Genomic DNA, 21,008 nt, shown 5'->3' with positions numbered 1-21,008 from the left:
GGTTTAAAGGGCAAGGTCTTGCAGTTCGAGTTCGAGCGGCGTGGGACCGGACAATTTTACCCGCTGGTGGGCTTCGAGGGACAGCGTGGCGCCGACCACATCCGGGCTGATCGGCAATTCGCCGGCGTCCAGGTCCAGCAGGCAGACCAGGGTCACGCTGGCCGGGCGGCCGTAGTCGAACAGTTCGTTCAGGGCGGCGCGGATGGTGCGACCGCTCATCAGTACGTCATCGATCAGCACCAGGTGCTGGCCTTCGATCTCGAACGGCAGGGCCGAGGGGCGCACTTGCGGGTGCAGGCCGTTCTGGCTGAAGTCGTCGCGGTAGAAGGACACGTCCAGGGTGCCCAGGGGCGAGTTGCTGCCCAGTTCTTCCAACAACGCCTGGGCCACCCACACGCCACCGGTGCGAATGCCGATAAAGCGCGGCTCGCTGATGGCACGGTGTTCCAGGTGCGCCTTGAGGCGGATCGCCATCTGGCTGATCAGGTCGGCGGGATTGGGCAGGCTCATGGGTGCTCCTTCTAGGCCTCGCGCAGGCAAGGTCCGGGCTCAAACGTAAGAAGACGCGGCAAGCCGCGTCAGTCAGGATTCAAATAAAGCGGCGTTTTCATCCAGCCATCCCTGCAACAGCAAGGCGGCGGCGATGGCATCCACCGGGTTGTCACGGTAACTGCCTTTCTGCCCGCCACGGTCGCGGCGCTCGCCTTTGGCTTCAAAGGTGGTCAGGCGTTCGTCGTGGGTATAGAAGGGCAGGTTGTAGCGGCCATTCAGGCGGCGGGCGAATTTTTCGGCCCGCAGGCACATCTCGCTCGGGGTGCCGTCCATGTTCAAGGGCAGGCCGACGACTACGGCGTCGGGCTTCCATTCCTTGATCAGGGCTTCGACCTGGTTCCAGTCCGGCACGCCGTTCTGGGCTTTCAGGGTGCACAGCTCGCGGGCCTGGCCGGTGATGACCTGGCCGACAGCGACGCCGATCTGTTTGGTGCCGTAGTCAAAACCGAGGATCAGACGCAAGGCCATCAGGCGTGCCCCGCCTGGCTGGTCAGCAGGCTGAGGTTGATCCGCAGCTTGGCGGCGGCGGCTTCCAGGCGCAGTTCGCTGGGGGTGTTGAACAGGATGTCGGCGTCAAACGGGCAGGTCAGCCAGGCATTGCTCGCCAGCTCCGCCTCCAGTTGCCCGGCTTCCCAGCCGGCGTAACCCAGGGTGATCACACTTTGATCAGGGCCCACGCCATCGGCAATCGCGAACAACACGTCCTGGGAGGTGGACAGGGACAGCCCTTCAAGGTCCACAGTCGCCTGGAATTTCGGCCCGGTGGGGTGCAGCACAAAACCCCGGTCCGTCTGCACCGGCCCGCCGATGTAGATCGGTACGTGCTGGCAGCTGGCGGGTGGGTCGATGTCCGGGCGCAATTGCTCGAGGATATCGGCCAGGTTCAGGTCTTGCGGGCGGTTGACCACCAACCCCATCGCACCATTGGCGGTGTGCTCGACGATGTAGGTCAAGGTCTGCGCAAAGTTCGGGTCGGCCATATGGGGCATGGCGATCAGGAATTGGTGCTTGAGGTAGGTCGGGCTGACATTTTTCATGTCCGCTAGTGTGGCGTTGGAGGGGCGAACTGACAAGCTGAGGATGTGCAGGAATTGGTTTGGCGTGTTGATTCTCTGTAGGAGCGAGCTTGCTCGCGAAAAACCTGAGAGCGCCGGGTTAAACCAGAAAGCCCGCGTTATCGTTAGCGACCTTCGCGAGCAAGCTCGCTCCTACAGAGAGCAGGGTCGGTTAGTTGCTGGACAGCCGATCACCCTTGGCAAAGCGCCAGGTGCGAATGATTTCCAGGCGGTCGATGTCGTTCAAGTCCCCGGTAAACGGCGCAAAAGGCGCCGCCAGGCGCACGATGCGTTGCGCCGCCTGGTCCAGCAGCGGCTGGCCGGAGGACTCCAGCACCTGCACTTCGTACAAGGTGCCATCGCGGTTGATCGACACCAGCAGGCGCAAATTGCCGTAGATCTGCTGGCGGCGGGCTTCGTCCGGGTAGTTCAGGTTGCCGATGCGCTCGACCTTCTTGCGCCACTCGTCCTTATACCAGGCGCCTTTGTCGCGCATGGTGGAGGCGGCATTCAGGCGGTAAATGCGTGGGCGCTTGGCGTACAGCTGTTGTTCGTGGGCCAGTTCGGCTTCCAGGCTGGAGATTTCACTGGAGAGTTGCGAGCTGTCAAACGTCGGGGCCGGCGGGGCAGGCGTGGGTTCGGTCTTGGCCTTTTCCCGTTGGGTGGGGGCCTTTTGCGGTTTGGGCGCAACGGTGGTGACGGCGGCCTTGGGGGCGGCCTGTTTCACTTCCGGCTTGGGCGCCGGCGGTGGTGTGACCTTATTGACCTTGTTGTCCTGGAACGGCGCCACTTCGGTGGTCTTGGGCACGGCCTTCTTGTCGAGGGTGCCGCTGCCTTGCTGGTTGTCCTGGGCGAGAAAGTCAGCCTTTTCGGGCTTCTTTTCGCTTTTGAAGGTGGCGAGGGTGATTTCCAGGGTCTTGGTGATCTGCTTGGGTTCGGCAAAGGTGAAGCCCAGGCCGAGGATCAACGCCAAGTGAATCAGCGCCGCCAGAAACAGGGTAAATCCGAGCCGATCAGCCGGGCGCACGCCGCTGTGGGAGAGTTCGGGGGGCAGATCGGACGGGAGCGTCATGACAAGAAAACCAACATCGCGCATTTCACAGGTGGGGCATGATAGCGCAATGTTGGTTTGTGTCCGGCTGTTCTATGTCACTTGGCTTGTAGCTTGGCGGCAATCGCCGCCATCAGCATTTCGCCGATGTTCGTGCCAAATGCATTGTCGATCTCGCGAATACACGTCGGGCTGGTGACGTTGATTTCGGTGAGGTTCTCGCCGATAACGTCAAGTCCTACAAACAGCAGGCCTTTTTCCCGCAGAGTTGGGCCGACTTGGGCTGCAATCCAGCGATCCTTGTCTGTCAGCGGGCGGGCTTCACCCCGACCACCGGCCGCCAGGTTGCCGCGGGTCTCGCCGGCGGCTGGAATACGCGCCAGGCAGTAAGGCACCGGCTCGCCATCAATCATCAGGATGCGCTTGTCGCCGTCCTTGATCGCCGGAATGTAGGCCTGGCCCATGATCTGCTGGGTGCCCAGCGCGGTCAGGGTTTCGAGGATCACCGACAGGTTCGGGTCGCCGGCGCGGTGGCGGAAGATCGACGTGCCGCCCATGCCGTCCAGCGGCTTGAGGATCACATCACCGTGCTTGGCGGCGAATTCACGCAGCACATCGGCGCGGCGGCTGACCACGGTTGGCGGCGTGCACTGCGGGAACAGCGTGGCGAACAGCTTTTCATTGCAGTCGCGCAGGCTCTGGGGCTTGTTGACGATCAGCACGCCGGCGCGCTCGGCCTGCTCCAGCAGGTAGGTGGAGTAGACGAATTCCATGTCGAACGGCGGATCCTTGCGCATCAGGATCACGTCGAGGTCGCTCAGGGGGCTGTCGATTTCGTCTTGCAGTTCAAACCACTTCTCAGGGTTGGCAAACACCTGCAGGGGGCGCATCCGTGCCCGCGCTTCACCGTCACCCTGGTAAAGGTCCGGCTGTTCCATATAGAACAGGCTCCAGCCGCGGGCCTGGGCGGCCAGCAGCATGGCCAGCGAGCTATCCTTTTTATAGGAGATGCTGGCGATAGGGTCCATGACAATGCCGACGCGAACGCTCATGGGGGATTTCCTCTAGCAAATAAGGGCGCATAAAAGTGGCGTCAGAGTGGCGCTGCGGCTGTTGTGGGTCAAGGAAAAACCACCGCGCGGGTCGGCCGATAGATTGCGTTCTGAGACTGTGCTAAAAAGGCTGCCATGGCGTATCAGCCCTTGAATTCCAAGGCTTCTGGCGCTCATCCTGTGCAACATCAGGCAGTACACACCGAAAACCTATTCGCTGTGGCGATGGTAGAGCAGATATGGAACAGCATTCCAACGCCTTGAAAGTGATGGTGATCGACGATTCGAAAACGATTCGCCGCACCGCCGAAACACTGTTGAAGAACGTAGGGTGCGATGTCATCACGGCCATCGACGGTTTCGATGCCCTGGCCAAGATTGTTGACCATCACCCGCACATTATCTTTGTCGACATCATGATGCCGCGCCTGGATGGCTATCAGACCTGCGCGCTGGTGAAGAACAACCCGGCGTTCAAGTCGACCCCGGTGATCATGCTGTCGTCCAAGGATGGTCTGTTCGACAAGGCCAAGGGGCGTATCGTCGGTTCTGATCAGTTTTTGACCAAGCCTTTCAGCAAGGAAGAACTGCTGAGTGCGATCAAGGCCTATGTGCCGGGCTTCGCTGCAGTAGAACAAGCACACTGACGGGGGCCCCACGAGGGCTTGCGTCTACTAAAGAAGTGGGGAAAACCATGGCACGTGTTCTGATCGTCGACGATTCGCCGACTGAAATGTACAAACTGACCGAAATGCTCGAAAAGCACGGTCACGAAGTCCTCAAGGCCCAGAATGGCGGCGATGGCGTCGCGCTGGCCCGCCAGGAAAAGCCCGACGCGGTCCTGATGGACATCGTCATGCCCGGGCTCAATGGTTTCCAGGCTACCCGCCAGTTGACCAAGGACCCTGAAACCGGGCACATCCCGGTGATCATCATCACCACCAAGGATCAGGAAACCGACAAGATCTGGGGCGAACGCCAGGGCGCCAAGGATTACCTGACCAAGCCGGTAGATGAAGAGACGCTGATCGCCACCCTGAACAAGGTGCTGGCCGGCTGACGGCACGTTCCCATGACCGAGTCGCAAACCGCCTTCGAGCTGCTGCTGGACATCGACCGCCGCTGCCGCTTGCTGGCCGCCGACCTGCCGTCCCAGGAAACCCGGCTGCACAGCTGGAGCGGTATCGGCTTTCGCTTGGGCGAGCAGTGGTACGTGGCGCCCATGGGTGAAGTCGCCGAAGTGCTGCACGAACCACGCTGCACCGTGATGCCCGGGGTCAAGCCGTGGGTCAAGGGCGTGGCCAACCTGCGCGGGCGCTTGTTGCCGGTGATGGACCTGGGCGCTTTCCTCGGCCTTGAACGGTCGGTGGCGCGCAAACAACGGCGGGTGCTGGTGGTGGAATATCAGGACGTGTTTGTCGGCCTGTTGGTGGACGAGGTAGTGGGCATGCAGCATTTTGCACAAGACGCACTGCACACGAGCACCGTGCCCGGCGCGCCGTTTATCCAGGGCCAGTTTGACGGCGACCAGCTGTGGCAGGTCTTCAGCCCCTTCGCCCTGGCCCAGGCTCCAGGCTTCATGGATGTGGCCGCATGAGTACCGTCACCCCGGTCAAACCCCAGGAAGCGTCCCGCAGCCGCTCGCAGATCATCGTGCTGTTTATCGCGCTGATCGTGTTCATCATGCTGCTGTTCGCCAACTTCGCGTACCTCAACACCCAGTCCACCTACGACAAACAGTACATCGGCCACGCCGGTGAGCTGCGGGTGCTGTCCCAGCGCATCGCCAAGAACGCCACCGAGGCCGCCGCCGGCAAGGCCGCTGCGTTCAAGCTGCTGGGGGATGCGCGCAACGATTTTGCCCAGCGCTGGGGTTACCTGAAAAAAGGCGACCCGGCCACCGGCCTGCCCGCCGCACCTACCGCCGTGCGCGCAGAAATGCGTGCGGTGCAGACCGACTGGGAAGCCCTGCTGAAAAACGCCGATGCGATTCTGGCCAGCGAGCAAACGGTGCTGTCGCTGCATCAAGTGGCTGCGACCCTGGCGGAAACCGTTCCGCAGCTGCAGATGGAATCGGAAAAGGTCGTTGATATCCTCCTGCAACGCGGCGCTCCGGCCAGCCAGGTGGCGTTGGCCCAGCGCCAATCGTTGCTGGCTGAACGTATCCTCGGTGCGGTGAACACCGTGCTGGCGGGCGACGAGACCGCCGTGCAGGCCGCCGATGCCTTTGGCCGCGATGCCAACCGTTTCGGCGTAGTGCTCAGCGGCATGCTCAACGGCAATCCCGGGCTGCGCATCAGCCAGGTTGAAGACCACGACGCCCGCGCCCGTTTGGCGGAAATTTCCGAGCTGTTCGAATTCGTTTCGGGTTCGGTGGATGAAATCCTCGAAACCTCGCCGCAGCTGTTCCAGGTGCGGGCTTCGGCGAGCAATATCTTCAACCTGTCGCAAACCCTGCTGGACGAAGCCTCGCACCTGGCCACCGGTTTTGAAAACCTGGCAGACGGGCGCACCTTCGACACCATCGGCGGCTACGTGCTGGGCTTGCTGGCGCTGGCCTCGATCATCCTGATCGGCCTGGTGATGGTCCGCGAGACCAACCGCCAGTTGCGGGAAACCGCCGAGAAGAACGAGCGCAACCAGAACGCGATCATGCGCCTGCTGGACGAAATCGAAGACCTGGCCGACGGGGACCTGACCGTCACCGCCTCGGTCACCGAAGACTTCACCGGCACCATCGCCGACTCCATCAACTATTCCGTGGACCAACTGCGCGACCTGGTGGCGACCATCAACCTCACCGCCGGCCAGGTGGCGGGCGCGGTGCAAGACACCCAGGCCACCGCCATGCACCTGGCCCAAGCGTCGGAGCATCAGGCACAGCAGATTGCCGAAGCCTCCACGGCGATCAACCAGATGGCCCAGTCCATCGACCAGGTCTCGGCCAACGCTGCCGAATCTTCGGCCGTGGCCGAGCGCTCGGTGGAGATTGCCAACAAGGGTAACGAGGTGGTGCACAACACCATCCACGGCATGGACAACATCCGCGAACAGATCCAGGACACCGCCAAGCGCATCAAGCGCCTGGGGGAATCGTCCCAGGAGATTGGCGACATCGTCAGCCTGATCGACGACATCGCCGAGCAGACCAACATCCTCGCCCTCAACGCTGCGATCCAGGCGAGCATGGCCGGTGATGCCGGGCGCGGTTTTGCGGTGGTGGCCGATGAGGTGCAGCGGTTGGCCGAGCGCTCTTCGGCAGCGACCCGGCAGATCGAAACCCTGGTGCGAGCGATCCAGACCGACACCAACGAAGCCGTGATTTCCATGGAACAGACCACCACCGAAGTGGTGCGCGGTGCGCGGCTGGCCCAGGACGCCGGGGTGGCGCTGGAAGAGATCGAAGGCGTGTCGAAAACCCTGGCGGCGCTGATCCAGAGTATTTCCAATGCAGCGCAGCAACAGACGTCGTCGGCGGGGCAGATTTCCCTGACGATGAACGTGATTCAGCAGATCACCAGCCAGACTTCGTCGGGCTCCACAGCCACGGCCGAGAGCATCGGCAACCTGGCGAAAATGGCCAGTCAGTTGCGTCGGTCGGTGTCGGGGTTCACGTTGCCGGCGGCGAAGCAGGTGGATGAGTGAAATACTATCTGCCAAGCACCACCGAACCCCTGTGGGAGCTGGCTTGCCTGCGATAGCGGTGTGTCAGTGCCGAAGATGCAAACTGATGCACCGCCATCGCAGGCAAGCCAGCTCCCACATTCGATCTCCATGGTCCTTGGAGTCGTCATTCACAAAGCGACAAATGAATTCAGGCGGGAGCAGTTATGGTTGATCGGCACGACTACGTGGCCCTCGAATGGGTCAAGGGCGAGATTGCCGAAACCCTGAAACAGGCCCGTTCGGCGCTGGACGCCTATGTGGAAGACGGCAGCAGCGAGGCCATCGGCCAGTGCCTGGAATGCATTCATCAAGTCCACGGCAGCCTGCTGATGGTCGAGTTCTACGGCGCGGCCCTGTTCGCTGAAGAAATGGAACAACTGGCCCTCGCCCTGCAAGGCGCGCGCGTCAGCCAACACGATGAAGGCATTCGCCTGCTGCAACAGGGCCTCGGCCAACTGCCGCTGTACCTCGACCGTGTGCACAGCGCCCGACGCGATTTGCCCTTGGTGGTGCTGCCGCTGCTCAACGACCTGCGCAGCGTGCGCGGCGAAAGCCTGCTCTCCGAGACCAGCCTGTTCAGCCCGCAACTGCTGGTGATCCCGCCGCTGCCCGAAGAGGCACTGGCCCAGCGCACGCCGCAGGATTTCCCCGGGCTGCTGCGCCAATGGCGGCAGATGTTGCAACAGGCGTTGGTCGGTTTGCTGCGCGAAGACCACGGCCCCAGCAACCTGGAAGACATGGCGCGGGTGTTCGCCCGCCTCGAAGCCCTGTGCCATGGTGCGCCGCTGTTACCGTTGTGGCAGGTGACCTCGGCGCTGGTGGAAGGCATGCTGATCGGCGTGGTCGCCAACAGCCCGGCGTTGCGCAGCTTGCTCAAGGCCAGCGACAAGGAACTCAAGCGCCTGCTGCACCAGGGCATCAGCGGGATCAACACCCCGGCCCCGGACGAGTTGCTCAAGAGCCTGTTGTTCTACGTCGCCAAAGTCACCCGACCGACCCCACGGATGCAAAGTTTGAAAGAACGTTATGGCCTCGATGAAGCCCTGCCCGACAGCGCCGTAGTGGACGCCGAACGCGCCCGCCTGGCCGGCCCGGACCGCGACGCCATGGGCTCGGTGCTGGGCGCGTTGTGCGAGGAACTGGTGCGGGTCAAGGAACGCCTGGACCTGTTCGTGCGCAGCGACCGTCAACACGCCTCAGACCTTGAGGCCTTGCTGGCGCCGTTGCGCCAGATCGCCGACACCCTGGCGGTATTGGGTTTTGGCCAGCCGCGCAAAGTGATCATCGACCAATTGGCGGTGGTGCTCGGCCTGGCCCAGGGGCAGCGCGAGCCCAACGACGCGGTGCTGATGGACGTCGCCGGTGCCTTGCTCTACGTCGAGGCCACGCTGGCCGGGATGGTCGGCACGGTCGAGCCGGAACGCCGCGAAGAAAGCCGCCTGCCCACCACCGACCTGACGCAGATCCACCACCTGGTGATCCGTGAATCCTGCCAGTGCCTGACCCAGGCCAAAGAGCTGGTGATCGACTGCATCGAGGCCCACTGGGACCGCCAGCGCCTGGAGTCGCTGCCCGAGTTGCTGACCCAGGTGCGCGGCGCCCTGGCGATGATTCCGCTGCCCCGTGCGGCGAGCCTGATGCGCGGCTGCAATGACTACGTCAACGAGCAACTGATGGTCGGCGAGGCCGCGCCTTCCGAGGCGCAGCTTGAGCATTTTGCCGATGTGCTCACCAGCCTCGAATACTACCTGGAGCGGATGCTCCAGGACCACGACGCCCCGGGCGAGCGTGTGCTGGAAGTCGCCGCCGAAGGCCTCGCAGCGCTGGGCTATCTGCCGGCCGAAAAACCCTGGCGCCAGGCACTGCTTGCCCAGGACGACTCGCCTTCGGAGCAAACCCCGTTTCTCGCGGACGCGCTGGCCAGCCCTACCTCACGCCTCAACCCTCCGGCCCTGCAACGCCCTGGCAGCTTGCTGCCACCGCCTGCTGACGAAGAGGGCATCGACGACGAACTGCGTGAAGTCTTCCTCGAAGAAACTGCCGAAGTCCTCGACGTGCTGCACCGCTACGTACCCGCCGGCACCGCCAGCCTTGAAGACAAGGCCACCCTGAGCGAAATGCGCCGCGCCTTCCACACCTTGAAAGGCAGTGGCCGCATGGTCCGCGCTTTGGTGTTGGCGGAGCTGGCCTGGGCCGTGGAAAACCTGCTCAACCGTGTGCTGGAGCGCAGCGTCGCACCCGGCCCGGAGGTGCAAGCAGTGCTGGATGACGTGCTGGAATTACTGCCGGAGCTGATCACCGATTTTGCCGCCGATGCCCAGCGCCAGCGCGACGATGTAGACGAGTTGGCCGCCCGGGCTCACGCCTTGGCCAGTGGTGCAGAACCGTCGGCCACGGCCCTCGACCCTCAGTTGCTGGAGATCTTCCGCAACGAAGCCCAGAGCCACCTCGACAGCCTCAACCATTTCCTGCAACAGGCCACCGAGCACCTGCCGCTGCAAGTCAGCGATGAACTGCAACGCGCGCTGCACACCCTCAAGGGCAGCGCCTACATGGCCGGCGTGTTGCCCATCGCCGAGCTGGCGCGGCCGCTGGACCACCTGACCCGCGAATACAAGGCCCACCGCCTGCCGCTGGACCTGGATGAAATCGAATTGCTGCTGGAGGCCGAGGCACTGTTCCAGCGCGGCGTGCGCCAGCTGGACAGCGATCCCCACGCGCCCATCAATGGCGCGGCCGGGTTGATCGAACGCACGCAAACCCTGCTGAACAGCCAGCTTGAAGCTCTGCTGAATGCACCCAACACCGGCCTGCGCATCAAGCGCGACCCGCAGTTGATCGCCAACTTCCTGGCCCAGGGCATGGACATCCTGCTGGATGCCGAAAGCCTGCTGCGCCGCTGGCAACAGCACCCCGGCGAGCGCCAGGAACTGAGTGCGCTGCTGGACGAACTGACCACCCTCGGCGAAGGCGCGCACCTGGCCGACCTGCACCCGATGGATGAATTGTGCGAAGCCTTGCTCGACCTCTACGGCGCGGTGGAAGAAAGCAGCCTGGCGGTCAGCGAGCGCTTCTTTCACGAGGCCGAACAGGCCCACGAAGCCTTGATCAACATGCTCGACCAACTGGCCGCCGGCCAGGAAATCAGCGCCGCCCCCGCCCGGGTGCGAGCCTTGCGCGAACTGCTGGATGAAGGCCTCGACCCGTCCGCCACCGGCCTGATCAAAAGCGATGGCAGCCGCGCCCTGAGCATCTCCGAACTCGGCGCCGCCACGGCGAAGCTGGACCAGGGCTTTGCGGTGGATGACGAGATTGTCGAGATCTTCCTTGAGGAAGCGGTGGACATCCTCGACAGCGCCGGCCAGTCCCTCAAGCGCTGGCTGCTGGACCCAGATAACGCCGCGCCGCTCTCGTCGTTGCAGCGGGATTTGCACACCCTCAAGGGTGGCGCGCGCATGGCTGAAATCGGCGCGGTGGGCGATCTGGCCCTTGAGTTGGAAAACCTTTACGAAGGCTTGGTAGACCGGCGCTACAGCTACTCCAGCGAACTGGGGAACGTGCTGATGGCCAGTCATGAGCGACTGGCGCTGCTGCTTGAGCAGTTGCAACACCAGCAACCGCTGAGCGACTCGTCCGAGCTGATCAGCCGCTTGCGTGAATTGCGCCACGGCACCGGGCCAGCCGCACCTGCAGCGGCAGTCGAAGTCGAGACGCCGGGCACTGATCCCGAGCTGCTGGATATCTTCCTCGAGGAAGCCGCCGACATCCTCGACAGCTCCGGCGCCGCGCTGTTGCGCTGGCAGGCCGAGCCGAAAAATCGCCAGGAAGTCGAGACCCTGCTGCGGGACCTGCACACCCTCAAGGGCGGCGCGCGCATGGTCGAGATCGGCCCGATTGGCGACCTGGCCCATGAACTGGAATTTCTCTACGAAGGCCTGTCGGCCGGGTTGCTGGCGCCTTCGGCTGAACTGTTTGCACTGCTGCAAGGTTGCCACGACCGCCTCGCGCAGATGATTGATGCGGTGGCGGCGGGGCTGCCGGTGGGCTCGGTGGATTCGCTGATCGAGCGGATCAAAAGCCTGGTGCATCCGGCTGAAGTGAGCGCCGCGCCAGTGGCGTTGGCGGCGACCAAAACCGAGGCCGCGCTGGCCAGCGATCCGGCCGCCGACATGGTGAAAATATCAGCCGACTTGCTGGATGACCTGGTCAACCTGGCGGGTGAAACCTCGATCTTCCGGGGGCGTATCGAACAGCAGGTCAACGATGCACGTGTCGCCCTCAACGAGGTGGAAACCACCATCGAGCGCATGCGCGACCAACTGCGCCGGCTCGACACCGAAACCCAGGGCCGCATCCTCAGCCGCCAGCAGGCCGAGGCCGAGCGCCTGGGCTACGAAGAATTCGACCCGCTGGAAATGGACCGCCATTCCCAGCTGCAACAGCTGTCCCGGGCCTTGTTCGAATCGGCCTCGGACTTGCTCGACCTCAAGGAAACCCTTGAGCGGCGCAACCAGGATGCCCACAACCTGCTGCAGCAACAGGCGCGCATCAACACAGAACTGCAGGAAGGCCTGATGCGCACGCGCATGGTGCCCTTCGAACGCATGCTGCCGCGCCTTAAACGCATCGTGCGGCAAGTGGCGGGCGAACTGGGCAAGGATGTGGAGTTCATCGTCGGCAACGCCGAAGGCGAGATGGACCGCAACGTGCTGGAACGCATGGTCGCGCCCCTGGAACACATGCTGCGCAACGCCGTCGACCATGGCCTGGAATCCCGCGAGGCGCGTCTGTTGGCGGGCAAGCCGGAAAAAGGCCGCATCACCCTGGACCTGACCCACGAAGGCGGCGACATCGTTTTCGACATGCGTGACGACGGCGCCGGCGTGCCACTGGAAGCCGTGCGACGCAAGGCGATCAAGCGTGGCTTGCTTGACCCCAACCTGGAGATCAGCGACCGCGACGTGTTGCAGTTCATCCTGCAACCGGGGTTTTCCACCGCCGAAAAAATCACCCAGATTTCCGGGCGTGGCGTCGGCATGGACGTGGTGCATGAAGAAGTGCGCCAACTGGGCGGTTCGATGGTCATCGACTCGACGCCGGGGGAGGGCGTGCACTTTCGCATCCGACTGCCGTTCACCGTGTCGGTCAACCGGGCGATGATGGTGCAGTGTGCGGACGATCAATACGCGATCCCGCTGAACACCATCGAAGGCCTGGTGCGGGTCATGCCCCATGAGCTGGAAGGGCACTATCAGCAAGACCCGCCGCGCTACGAATACGCCGGCCAGCGCTACGAACTGTTCTACCTCGGCGACCTGCTGCACACCGTCGGCCGCCCGAATTTGCTCGGCCAGTATCAACCGCTGCCGGTGCTGCTGGTGCAATGCAACGAGCGGCGCGTGGCGGTGCAAGTGGACGCCATGGCCGGCACGCGAGAGATCGTGGTCAAGGGCCTGGGGCCGCAGTTTGCCGGGGTGAAGGGGCTGTCCGGCGCCACCATCCTCGGCGATGGTCGCGTGGTGCTGATCATCGACCTGCTGGCGCACATCCGCGCGCGGCCACCGGCGTTGCCGGCCCAGGCGGCCGACGCACCGTTGATCCTCAACGACCCGCTGAAAAAGCGCCCGCTGCTGGTGTTGGTGGTGGACGACTCGGTCACCGTACGCAAAGTCACCAGCCGGTTGCTGGAGCGCAACGGCATGAACGTGCTCACCGCCAAGGACGGCATCGACGCCATGGCCGTGCTGGAAGAACACACCCCGGACCTGATGCTGCTCGACATCGAAATGCCGCGCATGGACGGCTTCGAAGTGGCCATCCAGGTGCGCGACGACCCACGGCTGATGCGCATGCCCATCATCATGATCACCTCCCGCACCGGGCAAAAACACCGCGACCGCGCCATGGCCATTGGCGTCAACGACTACCTCGGCAAGCCTTATCAAGAGTCGGTGCTGCTGGAAAGCATCGCGTATTGGAGCAAGTCCCGTGCTTGATCACCGCGCTACCCAACTCACCGGCTTGCTGCTGCCATTGGCCGACCGCCACCTGTTGTTGCCCAACGTCGCCGTGGCCGAGCTGATCGACTTCCAGCGCGGCGAGCCTGCCAGTGATGCGCCGCCGTGGTATTTGCGGCAGGTGACGTGGCGGGATCGGCAGTTGCCGTTGATCAGCTTTGAGGCCGCGTGTGGCGAGTCGGGCGTGGTGGGGGAACGGGCGCGGATTGTGGTGTTGAACACCCTCGGAGGACGGCCGACGTTGAAGTTTATTGCGTTGGTGATCCAGGGGATTCCGCGCTCGTACAAGCTCGATAGCCAGTTGAGTTATGTGGATGTGCCGTTGTGCCCGCTGGAATTGGCGGCGGTGCAGGTGGGGGAGCATGTGGCTAAGGTGCCGGATTTGATGGGGTTGGAGGCGTTGTTGGTCGAAGCCGGATTGGCCTGAACGGCCCATTCCCCAAACCCAACGATGACCCCCTGTGGCGAGGGAGCTTGCTCCCGCTGGGCTGCGAAGCGGCCCCAAAATCTGCAACCGTGTACTACCTGGAGGAATTCAGCGCTCTTATTGGGGCTGCTGCGCAGCCCAGCGGGAGCAAGCTCCCTCGCCACATTGTTTATCACTACCTTCGGATTTTTCCTGCAACCTCTCGCGCTGTGCATGAACTTGTTGTGCCCTGCGATCGCGCCTAGTCTTCGTCCGTCATCGCAAAAAACGGTGACACGGACGTGCAAGTCCGACGAAACTGTTTAGGCGTACAAACGCCCAGCCATCCAACGGGCGTTTTTTGTGCTCGCTGCTTTATGGCGGCTGCGCGCAGGAGGTCTTCGGACCTGCTGGGTGTCCTAAACAGGCCCGGTCTTGCACACCTGCGCACGGTCGCCACCCTCATTCGCGTGCAAGCGAACGGTGGCGCTCCTTACTCATCTGTTTAGGAGTTTCATCATGTTCAAACCTACCCCCAATCCGCCCCACAACGCCGAAATCGAACGCCGCAAACTCCAGGCTGCCGCCGAGCGTGCCATGGATCATTACTTTCCGACTTCTGCTTCATCCTCACTTTTTACCGTCTCTCCCTCTCAGTCCACTGAAGCCTTGCTGGCCAACGCCTCTGAAACCTTTGCCTCACTCAACGCGTTGACCTCCAACCTGGCCTTTGAATTGGAAGGCTCCCAGCGCGGCGTGGTGCTGGCCATTCAACAGATGAGTGAGTTGGGGCAGTTGTTGGTGGATCAGGCGCTGGAGCAGGTCGCCCCCACTTCCGCCGCCTAAACTTGATCGTTCCCAAAAAGGGACCCATCGTTCCCTTTTTGGGACTCTCGCCAGCACCACCTATCAAAATGTGGGAGCTGGCTTGCCTGCGATGCAGGCAACTCGGTCTTCCAGGTACGCCGCGGTGATGCCATCGCAGGCAAGCCAGCTCCCACATTTGATCTCGGTGGGTCCCAATCCCGCGTTTGCTGATGAACCATTACTCCAATCGTAACGATCCACCGCCCAGCTTGATTGATGCCCCCCCAATACCCTCCTAAGGTACAGCCCACGACAGCACATCCCGTGGAGCGACCATGACAACAACAACTTCCCCCGACTCGCGCTGGACGCGGCGGCGCGACGAGAAGCAGCGCCGCCTCGCATTGGTGCGATCCTTCGCCGATGGCGCCGTGCTCCCCAGCGACCGCATCGTCGAAGCCCTGGAAGCCCTGATCCTCCCCGGCGACCGTGTGGTGCTGGAAGGCAACAACCAGAAGCAGGCCGATTTTCTCTCCCGCTCCCTGGCGAAGACCGACCCCGCCAAGCTCCACGACCTGCACATGATCATGCCCAGCGTCGGCCGTTCCGAGCACCTGGACCTGTTTGAAAAGGGCATCGCCCGCAAGCTGGATTTCTCCTTCGCCGGCACCCAATCCCTGCGCATCAGCCAGTTACTGGAAGACGGCCTGCTGGAAATCGGCGCGATCCACACCTACATCGAACTCTATGCGCGGCTGGTGGTGGACCTGATTCCCAACGTGGTCCTGTCCGCCGGTTTCATGGCCGACCGCGCCGGCAATATCTACACCGGCCCGAGCACCGAAGACACGCCCGCGCTGATTGAGCCGGCGGCCTTCAGCGATGGCATCGTCATCGTCCAGGTCAACCAGTTGGTGGATGACGTCACCGACCTGCCACGCGTCGACATCCCCGCGAGCTGGGTCGACTTCGTGGTGGTCGCCGACAAGCCCTTCTACATCGAACCGCTGTTTACCCGCGACCCACGGCACATCAAGCCGGTGCATGTGTTGATGGCGATGATGGCGATTCGTGGCATCTACGAAAAACACAACGTCCAGTCCCTGAACCACGGCATCGGTTTCAACACCGCCGCCATCGAATTGATCTTGCCGACCTACGGTGAATCCCTGGGTTTGAAGGGCAAGATCTGCCGCAACTGGACCCTCAACCCGCACCCAACTCTGATCCCGGCGATTGAAAGCGGCTGGGTGGAAAGCGTGCATTGCTTCGGCACCGAACTGGGCATGGAAAACTACATCGCCGCCCGGCCGGATGTGTTCTTCACCGGCCGCGACGGCTCGCTGCGTTCCAACCGAATGTTCTGCCAGCTGGCCGGCCAATACGCGGTGGACCTGTTTATCGGTGCTACCTTGCAGGTCGACGGCGACGGCCATTCCTCCACCGTCACCCGTGGCCGCCTCGCCGGTTTTGGTGGTGCGCCGAACATGGGCCACGACCCGCGCGGTCGCCGCCATGGCACACCCGCCTGGCTCGACATGCGCCACGACGACGCCCCGGAAGCCTTGCTCGAACGCGGCAAAAAGCTCGTGGTGCAAATGGTCGAGACCTTCCAGGAAGGCGGCAAACCGACCTTCGTCGAAACCCTCGACGCGGTGGAAGTCGCACGCAAAAGCGGCATGCCCCTGGCACCGATCATGATCTACGGCGACGACGTCACCCACCTGCTCACCGAAGAAGGCATCGCCTACCTGTACAAGGCGCGTTCCCTGGAAGAGCGCCAGGCGATGATCGCCGCCGTGGCCGGGGTGACTGCCATCGGCATGCGCCACAACCCCAAGGACACCGCGCGCATGCGCCGCGAAGGCCTGATCGCGCTGCCCGAAGACCTCGGCATCCGCCGCACCGACGCCACCCGTGAGCTGCTGGCCGCCAAGAGCGTGGCCGATCTGGTGGAGTGGTCCGGTGGTTTGTACAACCCGCCCGCCAAGTTCAGGAGTTGGTAAATGCACGCACTCAAATTGCACGACCTGACCCTGGCGGAACGCCTGGCCGACATGGCCGTCGATGCGCTGATCGATGAAGCCGACCTGTCACCCAAACCTGCACTGGTCGACCGTCGCGGCAACGGCGCCCATACCGATTTGCACCTCGGCCTGATGCACGCATCGGCCCTGTCGCTGTGGCCGGCGTTCAAGGAAATGGCCGAGGCCGCTATCGAATTTGGCGAAGTTGGTTTGCCCTTGCGCGAAGCCCTCGGGCGCATCGGTCGCGAAGGCGAACAGGCGATGCTCGTCACCACCAACGGCGTGAATACCCACCGCGGTGCGATCTGGGCGCTCGGCTTGTTGGTCGCCGCCGTCGCCCTGCAACCCGAGTCCAGCAGTGCCAACGCCGTGACGTTACGCGCTGCCCGCCTGGCCTTGCTCAACGACCGTTACGCACCACAACCACTGAGCCACGGCGCCCAGGTCGCACAACGCTACGGCGCTCGCGGTGCCCGCGAAGAAGCGCAATTGGGCTTCCCATCGGTGCTGCAACGCGGCCTGCCGCAACTGAAAAAAAGCCGCCTGCAGCAACACGGCGAACAGAACGCTCGCCTTGATGCCTTGCTGGCGATCATGACCGACCTGGCCGATACCTGCGTGCTCTACCGCGCCGGCCCCGAAGGCTTGCAGGCCATGCAACAAGGCGCCCAAGCGGTGCTGGACGCCGGTGGCAGCGCAAGCCTCGCCGGGCGCCGCCAACTGCACGAGCTGGACCAGCAACTGCTGGCGCTGAATGCCTCCCCCGGTGGCGCCGCCGACCTGTTGGCCGCCTGCCTGTTTATCGACCGCCTCGACGGAGCGCTGTGATGGAAACCTTATCCTTTGAATTCCCCGCCGGGCAGCCCGCCAAGGGCCGTGCGCTGGTGGGTTGCGTCGGCTCCGGCGACCTGGAAGTGCTGCTGGAACCGGGCACTGCCGGCACCCTGACGATCCAGGTGCAGACCTCGGTCAATGGTGCGCAGCTGCGTTGGCAGCACCTGTTTGAACGGATCTTCCAGGAACAGACGCCGCCCGCACTGAACATCGATATCCACGACTTCGGCGCCACCCCCGGCGTGGTGCGCCTGCGCCTGGAACAAGGCTTCGAGGAGATCGGTCATGACTGACTTGCTCAACACCCACAGCTTCGTCGAACTCGGCGCCCGGCAGCGGGCCAAGGCCTTGCTCGACGCGGGCAGCTATCGCGAATTGATCGATCCGTTTCAGCGTGTCATGTCGCCCTGGCTGAGCCGCCAGGGCGTGGTGCCTCAGGCCGACGACGGCGTGGTGATCGCCAAGGGCAGCATCGCCGGTTTGCCGGTGGTGATCGCGGCTATCGAAGGCAATTTCCAGGGCGGCAGCCTCGGTGAAGTCGGCGGCGCAAAGATGGCCGGCGCACTGGAACTGGCCGCTGAAGACAACCGCAACGGCATCCCGACCCGCGCCATCCTGCTGCTGGAAACCGGCGGCGTGCGTTTGCAGGAAGCCAACCTCGGCCTGGCCGCGATTGCCGATATCCACGCCGCGATTGTCGACCTGCGCCAGTACCAGCCGGTGATCGGCGTGGTGGCGGGCAGCGTCGGTTGTTTTGGTGGCATGTCCATCGCGGCGGGCTTGTGCAGTTATCTGCTGGTGACCCGCGAGGCACGCCTGGGTTTGAACGGCCCGCAGGTGATCGAACAGGAAGCCGGCCTTGAAGAATACGACTCCCGCGATCGGCCTTTCATCTGGAGCCTGACCGGCGGTGAACAGCGCTTTAACAGCGACTTGGCCGACCGTTATGTGGCCGACGATGTGGCGCAGATTCAGCAGCAAGTCACTGAACTGCTGCATCAAGGCTTGCCGGAAAAACAACGCAGCCGTCAGGTCGAACATTATCTGGAACGCCTGGCTGCACTGAACGCCGAACCGCAAATCGACCCGGCGACGGTTCGCGATCTGTATCAGGGAGAACGCTCATGAGAGGTTTGCAGTGGTTCAACGCATTGAGCGGCGATGCTACGCCGGTGAGCGGTTTGCCGAACTCGCTGAAAGTCGCTGACGGTGTACTCGGTGATCAACCCGTGCGGTTTATCGCGGTGGTCACTGACCCGGAAAACCGCTTCCCCCGCGCGCGCAATGGTGAAGTTGGTTTGCTCGAAGGCTGGGGCTTGGCCAAGGCGGTTGATGAAGCGATCAATACGGGCGACAAGCGCCCGCTGATTGCCATCGTCGATGTGCCGAGCCAGGCCTATGGGCGTCGCGAAGAAGCCCTGGGCATCCATCAAGCCCTGGCCGCCGCCGCCGACAGCTATGCCCGTGCCCGTTTGGCCGGTCACCCGGTGATCGCGCTGTTGGTAGGCAAGGCGATGTCCGGTGCATTCCTCGCCCATGGTTACCAGGCCAACCGCCTGATTGCCCTGCGCGACCCCGGCGTAATGGTGCATGCCATGGGCAAGGCCTCGGCGGCGCGGGTGACCCTGCGCAGTGTCGAAGAGCTGGAAGCCCTGGCCGCCAGCGTGCCGCCGATGGCTTACGACATCGACAGCTATGCCAGCCTCGGTTTGCTCTGGGAGACCTTGTCGGTCAGCCAGATCGAGCAGCCAACCGCCGAAGACGTAGCGCGGGTCAGCGATTGCCTGGTGCACGCGATCAAGGACGTAGAGGCGGGCGGCCGTGACTTGAGTGGTCGCCTGGGCGCCACCAATCGCGCCGCCTCCAGCCACGTGCGCCAACTGCTGCGGGAGCAATGGTGAACGCTCACGACTTGCTCTGGGGCATGACCCCGGCGCATGCGCCCGCCGATGCGCCGGCCTGGGTGCTGGAAGCGTTGGCCGCCGGGCATCCGGTGGTGGTGCGGCGTGCCATTGCGCCGCCGGGCCAGGTGGCGGTGGGTGTACGCGGGCGCTTGCGCGAGCAGCGCTTCGCCGGCGTGATGCCGATGACTGCCGTGCAACGATGCGTGGTGCCGGAAGACCTGCGTGACGTGATTTCGCCACGGGATTTGCCGGCGTTGCAGGCCCTCGCTCAACTGCGCCCGGTGTTGGCGAAGGAGAGCTGGGGCGTCACCGGCAGCGCGGGTTTCGAGCTGGCCAGCGGTATTGAAGCGCTGCACGCCAAGAGTGATCTGGATTTGATTTTGCGCACACCCGAGCCGCTTGATCGCGGTGATGCAGAGGACCTGCTGGCGATACTGGACACCGCGGTGTGCGCCGTGGACCTGCAACTGCAAACGCCTTTTGGCGCGGTCGCCTTGCGTGAGTGGGCCGGTGGTTCACGTCGCGTACTGCTGAAAAATGCCAGCGGCGCGCAGTTGGTGATCGACCCATGGCAGGCCGTGGCATGAGCAGCCTGCTGGCGTTCCCGGGGCAGGGCGCCCAGCGTGTGGGCATGCTCCAGCAGCTGTCGCGCGCGGTGCTGGACGAAGCCAGTGCAGCCTTGAACGAGGACGTGTTGAAGCTTGATTCCGCCGAAGCGCTGGCCTCGACCCGCGCTGTGCAACTCTGCCTGTTGATTGCCGGCGTCGCCAGTGCGCGCTTGCTGGAACACACACCCGATTACGTAGCTGGCCTGTCCATCGGCGCCTATCCGGCTGCCGTGATTGCCGGCTCACTGGACTTTGCCGACGCGCTGAAACTCGTCGGCCTGCGCGGCGAATTGATGCAACAGGCGTATCCCCACGGCTATGGCATGACCGCCCTTATCGGCCCGGACCTGTCCACCGTCGAAGCCTTGCTCGCCCAGGTCCACAGCCCGCAAACCCCGGTGTACCTGGCCAATATCAATGCCGACAACCAGACGGTCATTGCCGGCAGCGACGAAGCGATGAAAGCAGTTGCCATTCTGGTGCGCGGCAACGGCGTCGCCAAACGCTTGGCCGTCAGCGTGCCGTCCCATTGCGCGCTGCTGGAAAAACCCGCCGAGGCCCTGGCCGAAGCATTCGCCCAAGTGACGCTGAAAACGCCGGCCATTACCTACCTGAGCAGCACCCGCGCCCGGCCGATCCATAACACCGAACACCTGAGGGACGACCTGGCTTTCAACATGTGCCGCGTCGTCGACTGGCGCGGCACCGTGCAAAGCGCCTACGAGCGTGGGGTGCGCCTGCACATCGAACTGCCTCCCGGCGCCGTGCTCACGGGCCTGGCGCGCCGGGTGTTCGAGCAAGGCACCGTCATCGCCTTCGAAGGCGCCCGCCTGGACACCTTGCAGGCCTTGCTGCGAGAGGAGGGAAACCATCACCGATAGAGCTCCACCAAGGCTGATGCTGGTCGGTCAAGAGATAGAGCGGGTCACCAATGACCTGTGGCGAGGGAGCTTGCTCCCGTTGGAGTGCGCAGCGCTCCCAGGATTTCAGGGCCGCTACGCAGCCCGACGGGAGCAAGCTCCCTCGCCA

19 protein-coding genes are annotated in these 21,008 nt (G+C 63.4%); 14 read left to right on the top strand and 5 right to left on the bottom strand.

Going from position 1 to position 21,008, the window contains the following annotated elements; all coding sequences use genetic code 11:
- Positions 1–3: 3 nt before the first annotated feature.
- From pyrR to gshB, 5 genes are all read right to left on the bottom strand, one after another.
- Positions 4–510 carry a bifunctional pyr operon transcriptional regulator/uracil phosphoribosyltransferase PyrR gene (pyrR, locus tag M2400_RS01095; protein ID WP_177079248.1) on the bottom strand — a complete coding sequence of 169 codons (507 nt, stop codon included), beginning with the start codon at positions 508–510 and terminating at the stop codon, positions 4–6.
- 72 nt (positions 511–582) lie between these two features.
- On the bottom strand, positions 583–1,020 hold the full coding sequence (gene ruvX, locus M2400_RS01090; RefSeq protein ID WP_008434150.1) for a Holliday junction resolvase RuvX: 438 nt from the start codon (positions 1,018–1,020) through the stop codon (positions 583–585).
- Complete coding sequence (locus M2400_RS01085; protein WP_003213742.1) at positions 1,020–1,589, bottom strand: YqgE/AlgH family protein; 570 nt, start codon at positions 1,587–1,589, stop codon at positions 1,020–1,022. The genes ruvX and M2400_RS01085 overlap by 1 nt, the downstream gene beginning before the upstream one ends.
- A 190-nt stretch (positions 1,590–1,779) precedes the next feature.
- Positions 1,780–2,679, bottom strand: coding sequence for an energy transducer TonB (locus tag M2400_RS01080; protein ID WP_003213740.1), 900 nt, complete (start codon positions 2,677–2,679; stop codon positions 1,780–1,782).
- A gap of 77 nt (positions 2,680–2,756) precedes the next feature.
- A complete protein-coding gene (gene gshB / locus M2400_RS01075) occupies positions 2,757–3,710 on the bottom strand; it encodes a glutathione synthase (protein ID WP_003213738.1) in 954 nt (317 codons plus the stop codon).
- Positions 3,711–3,949: 239 nt separating this feature from the next.
- On the opposite strand from gshB, the gene pilG reads away from it, so the two are divergent.
- The 14 genes from pilG to mdcH all read left to right on the top strand — a co-directional run bounded on the left by pilG (position 3,950) and on the right by mdcH (position 20,860).
- Positions 3,950–4,357, top strand: a complete 408-nt coding sequence (gene pilG, locus M2400_RS01070) for a twitching motility response regulator PilG (RefSeq protein WP_010167670.1) — start codon at positions 3,950–3,952, stop codon at positions 4,355–4,357.
- A gap of 47 nt (positions 4,358–4,404) precedes the next feature.
- On the top strand, positions 4,405–4,770 hold the full coding sequence (gene pilH / locus M2400_RS01065) for a twitching motility response regulator PilH (protein ID WP_017476512.1): 366 nt from the start codon (positions 4,405–4,407) through the stop codon (positions 4,768–4,770).
- Between the two features lie 12 nt (positions 4,771–4,782).
- Positions 4,783–5,307 (top strand): chemotaxis protein CheW, encoded by a 525-nt coding sequence (locus M2400_RS01060; protein ID WP_259195572.1) that lies wholly within the window; start codon positions 4,783–4,785, stop codon positions 5,305–5,307.
- Complete coding sequence (locus tag M2400_RS01055; RefSeq protein WP_259195573.1) at positions 5,304–7,355, top strand: methyl-accepting chemotaxis protein; 2,052 nt, start codon at positions 5,304–5,306, stop codon at positions 7,353–7,355. Before M2400_RS01060 ends, M2400_RS01055 begins: the two co-directional genes overlap by 4 nt.
- A gap of 185 nt (positions 7,356–7,540) precedes the next feature.
- Complete coding sequence (locus tag M2400_RS01050) at positions 7,541–13,372, top strand: Hpt domain-containing protein (RefSeq protein ID WP_259195574.1); 5,832 nt, start codon at positions 7,541–7,543, stop codon at positions 13,370–13,372.
- Entirely contained in the window at positions 13,365–13,820 is a 456-nt protein-coding gene (locus tag M2400_RS01045; RefSeq protein ID WP_088425480.1) for a chemotaxis protein CheW, read from the top strand. Before M2400_RS01050 ends, M2400_RS01045 begins: the two co-directional genes overlap by 8 nt.
- 498 nt (positions 13,821–14,318) lie before the next feature.
- A complete protein-coding gene (locus tag M2400_RS01040) occupies positions 14,319–14,645 on the top strand; it encodes a DUF6124 family protein (protein WP_177043121.1) in 327 nt (108 codons plus the stop codon).
- A 296-nt stretch (positions 14,646–14,941) separates the two neighbouring features.
- Positions 14,942–16,612, top strand: a complete 1,671-nt coding sequence (gene mdcA / locus M2400_RS01035) for a malonate decarboxylase subunit alpha (RefSeq protein WP_177079252.1) — start codon at positions 14,942–14,944, stop codon at positions 16,610–16,612.
- Positions 16,613–17,461, top strand: a complete 849-nt coding sequence (locus M2400_RS01030) for a triphosphoribosyl-dephospho-CoA synthase (RefSeq protein ID WP_259195578.1) — start codon at positions 16,613–16,615, stop codon at positions 17,459–17,461. It abuts the gene before it with no gap.
- Positions 17,461–17,760, top strand: coding sequence for a malonate decarboxylase subunit delta (locus M2400_RS01025; protein WP_003216806.1), 300 nt, complete (start codon positions 17,461–17,463; stop codon positions 17,758–17,760). Before M2400_RS01030 ends, M2400_RS01025 begins: the two co-directional genes overlap by 1 nt.
- Positions 17,753–18,595, top strand: coding sequence for a biotin-independent malonate decarboxylase subunit beta (locus tag M2400_RS01020; protein WP_259195579.1), 843 nt, complete (start codon positions 17,753–17,755; stop codon positions 18,593–18,595). The genes M2400_RS01025 and M2400_RS01020 overlap by 8 nt, the downstream gene beginning before the upstream one ends.
- Positions 18,592–19,368: a biotin-independent malonate decarboxylase subunit gamma gene (mdcE, locus tag M2400_RS01015; protein WP_177043124.1), complete on the top strand. Its 777-nt coding sequence runs from the start codon at positions 18,592–18,594 to the stop codon at positions 19,366–19,368. The genes M2400_RS01020 and mdcE overlap by 4 nt, the downstream gene beginning before the upstream one ends.
- The gene (locus M2400_RS01010; RefSeq protein WP_259195580.1) at positions 19,362–19,958 is read left to right on the top strand and encodes a malonate decarboxylase holo-ACP synthase; all 597 of its coding nucleotides are present in this window, start codon (positions 19,362–19,364) and stop codon (positions 19,956–19,958) included. Before mdcE ends, M2400_RS01010 begins: the two co-directional genes overlap by 7 nt.
- A complete protein-coding gene (mdcH, locus tag M2400_RS01005; RefSeq protein WP_259195581.1) occupies positions 19,955–20,860 on the top strand; it encodes a malonate decarboxylase subunit epsilon in 906 nt (301 codons plus the stop codon). Before M2400_RS01010 ends, mdcH begins: the two co-directional genes overlap by 4 nt.
- Positions 20,861–21,008: the final 148 nt, after the last annotated feature.

It is taken from the genome of Pseudomonas sp. BIGb0558, from assembly GCF_024807515.1.
Classification (GTDB): Bacteria; Pseudomonadota; Gammaproteobacteria; order Pseudomonadales; family Pseudomonadaceae; genus Aquipseudomonas; species Aquipseudomonas yamanorum_A.
The sequence above is the reverse complement of the archived record's forward strand: the minus strand, read 5'-3'. Positions and strand labels throughout refer to the sequence as shown.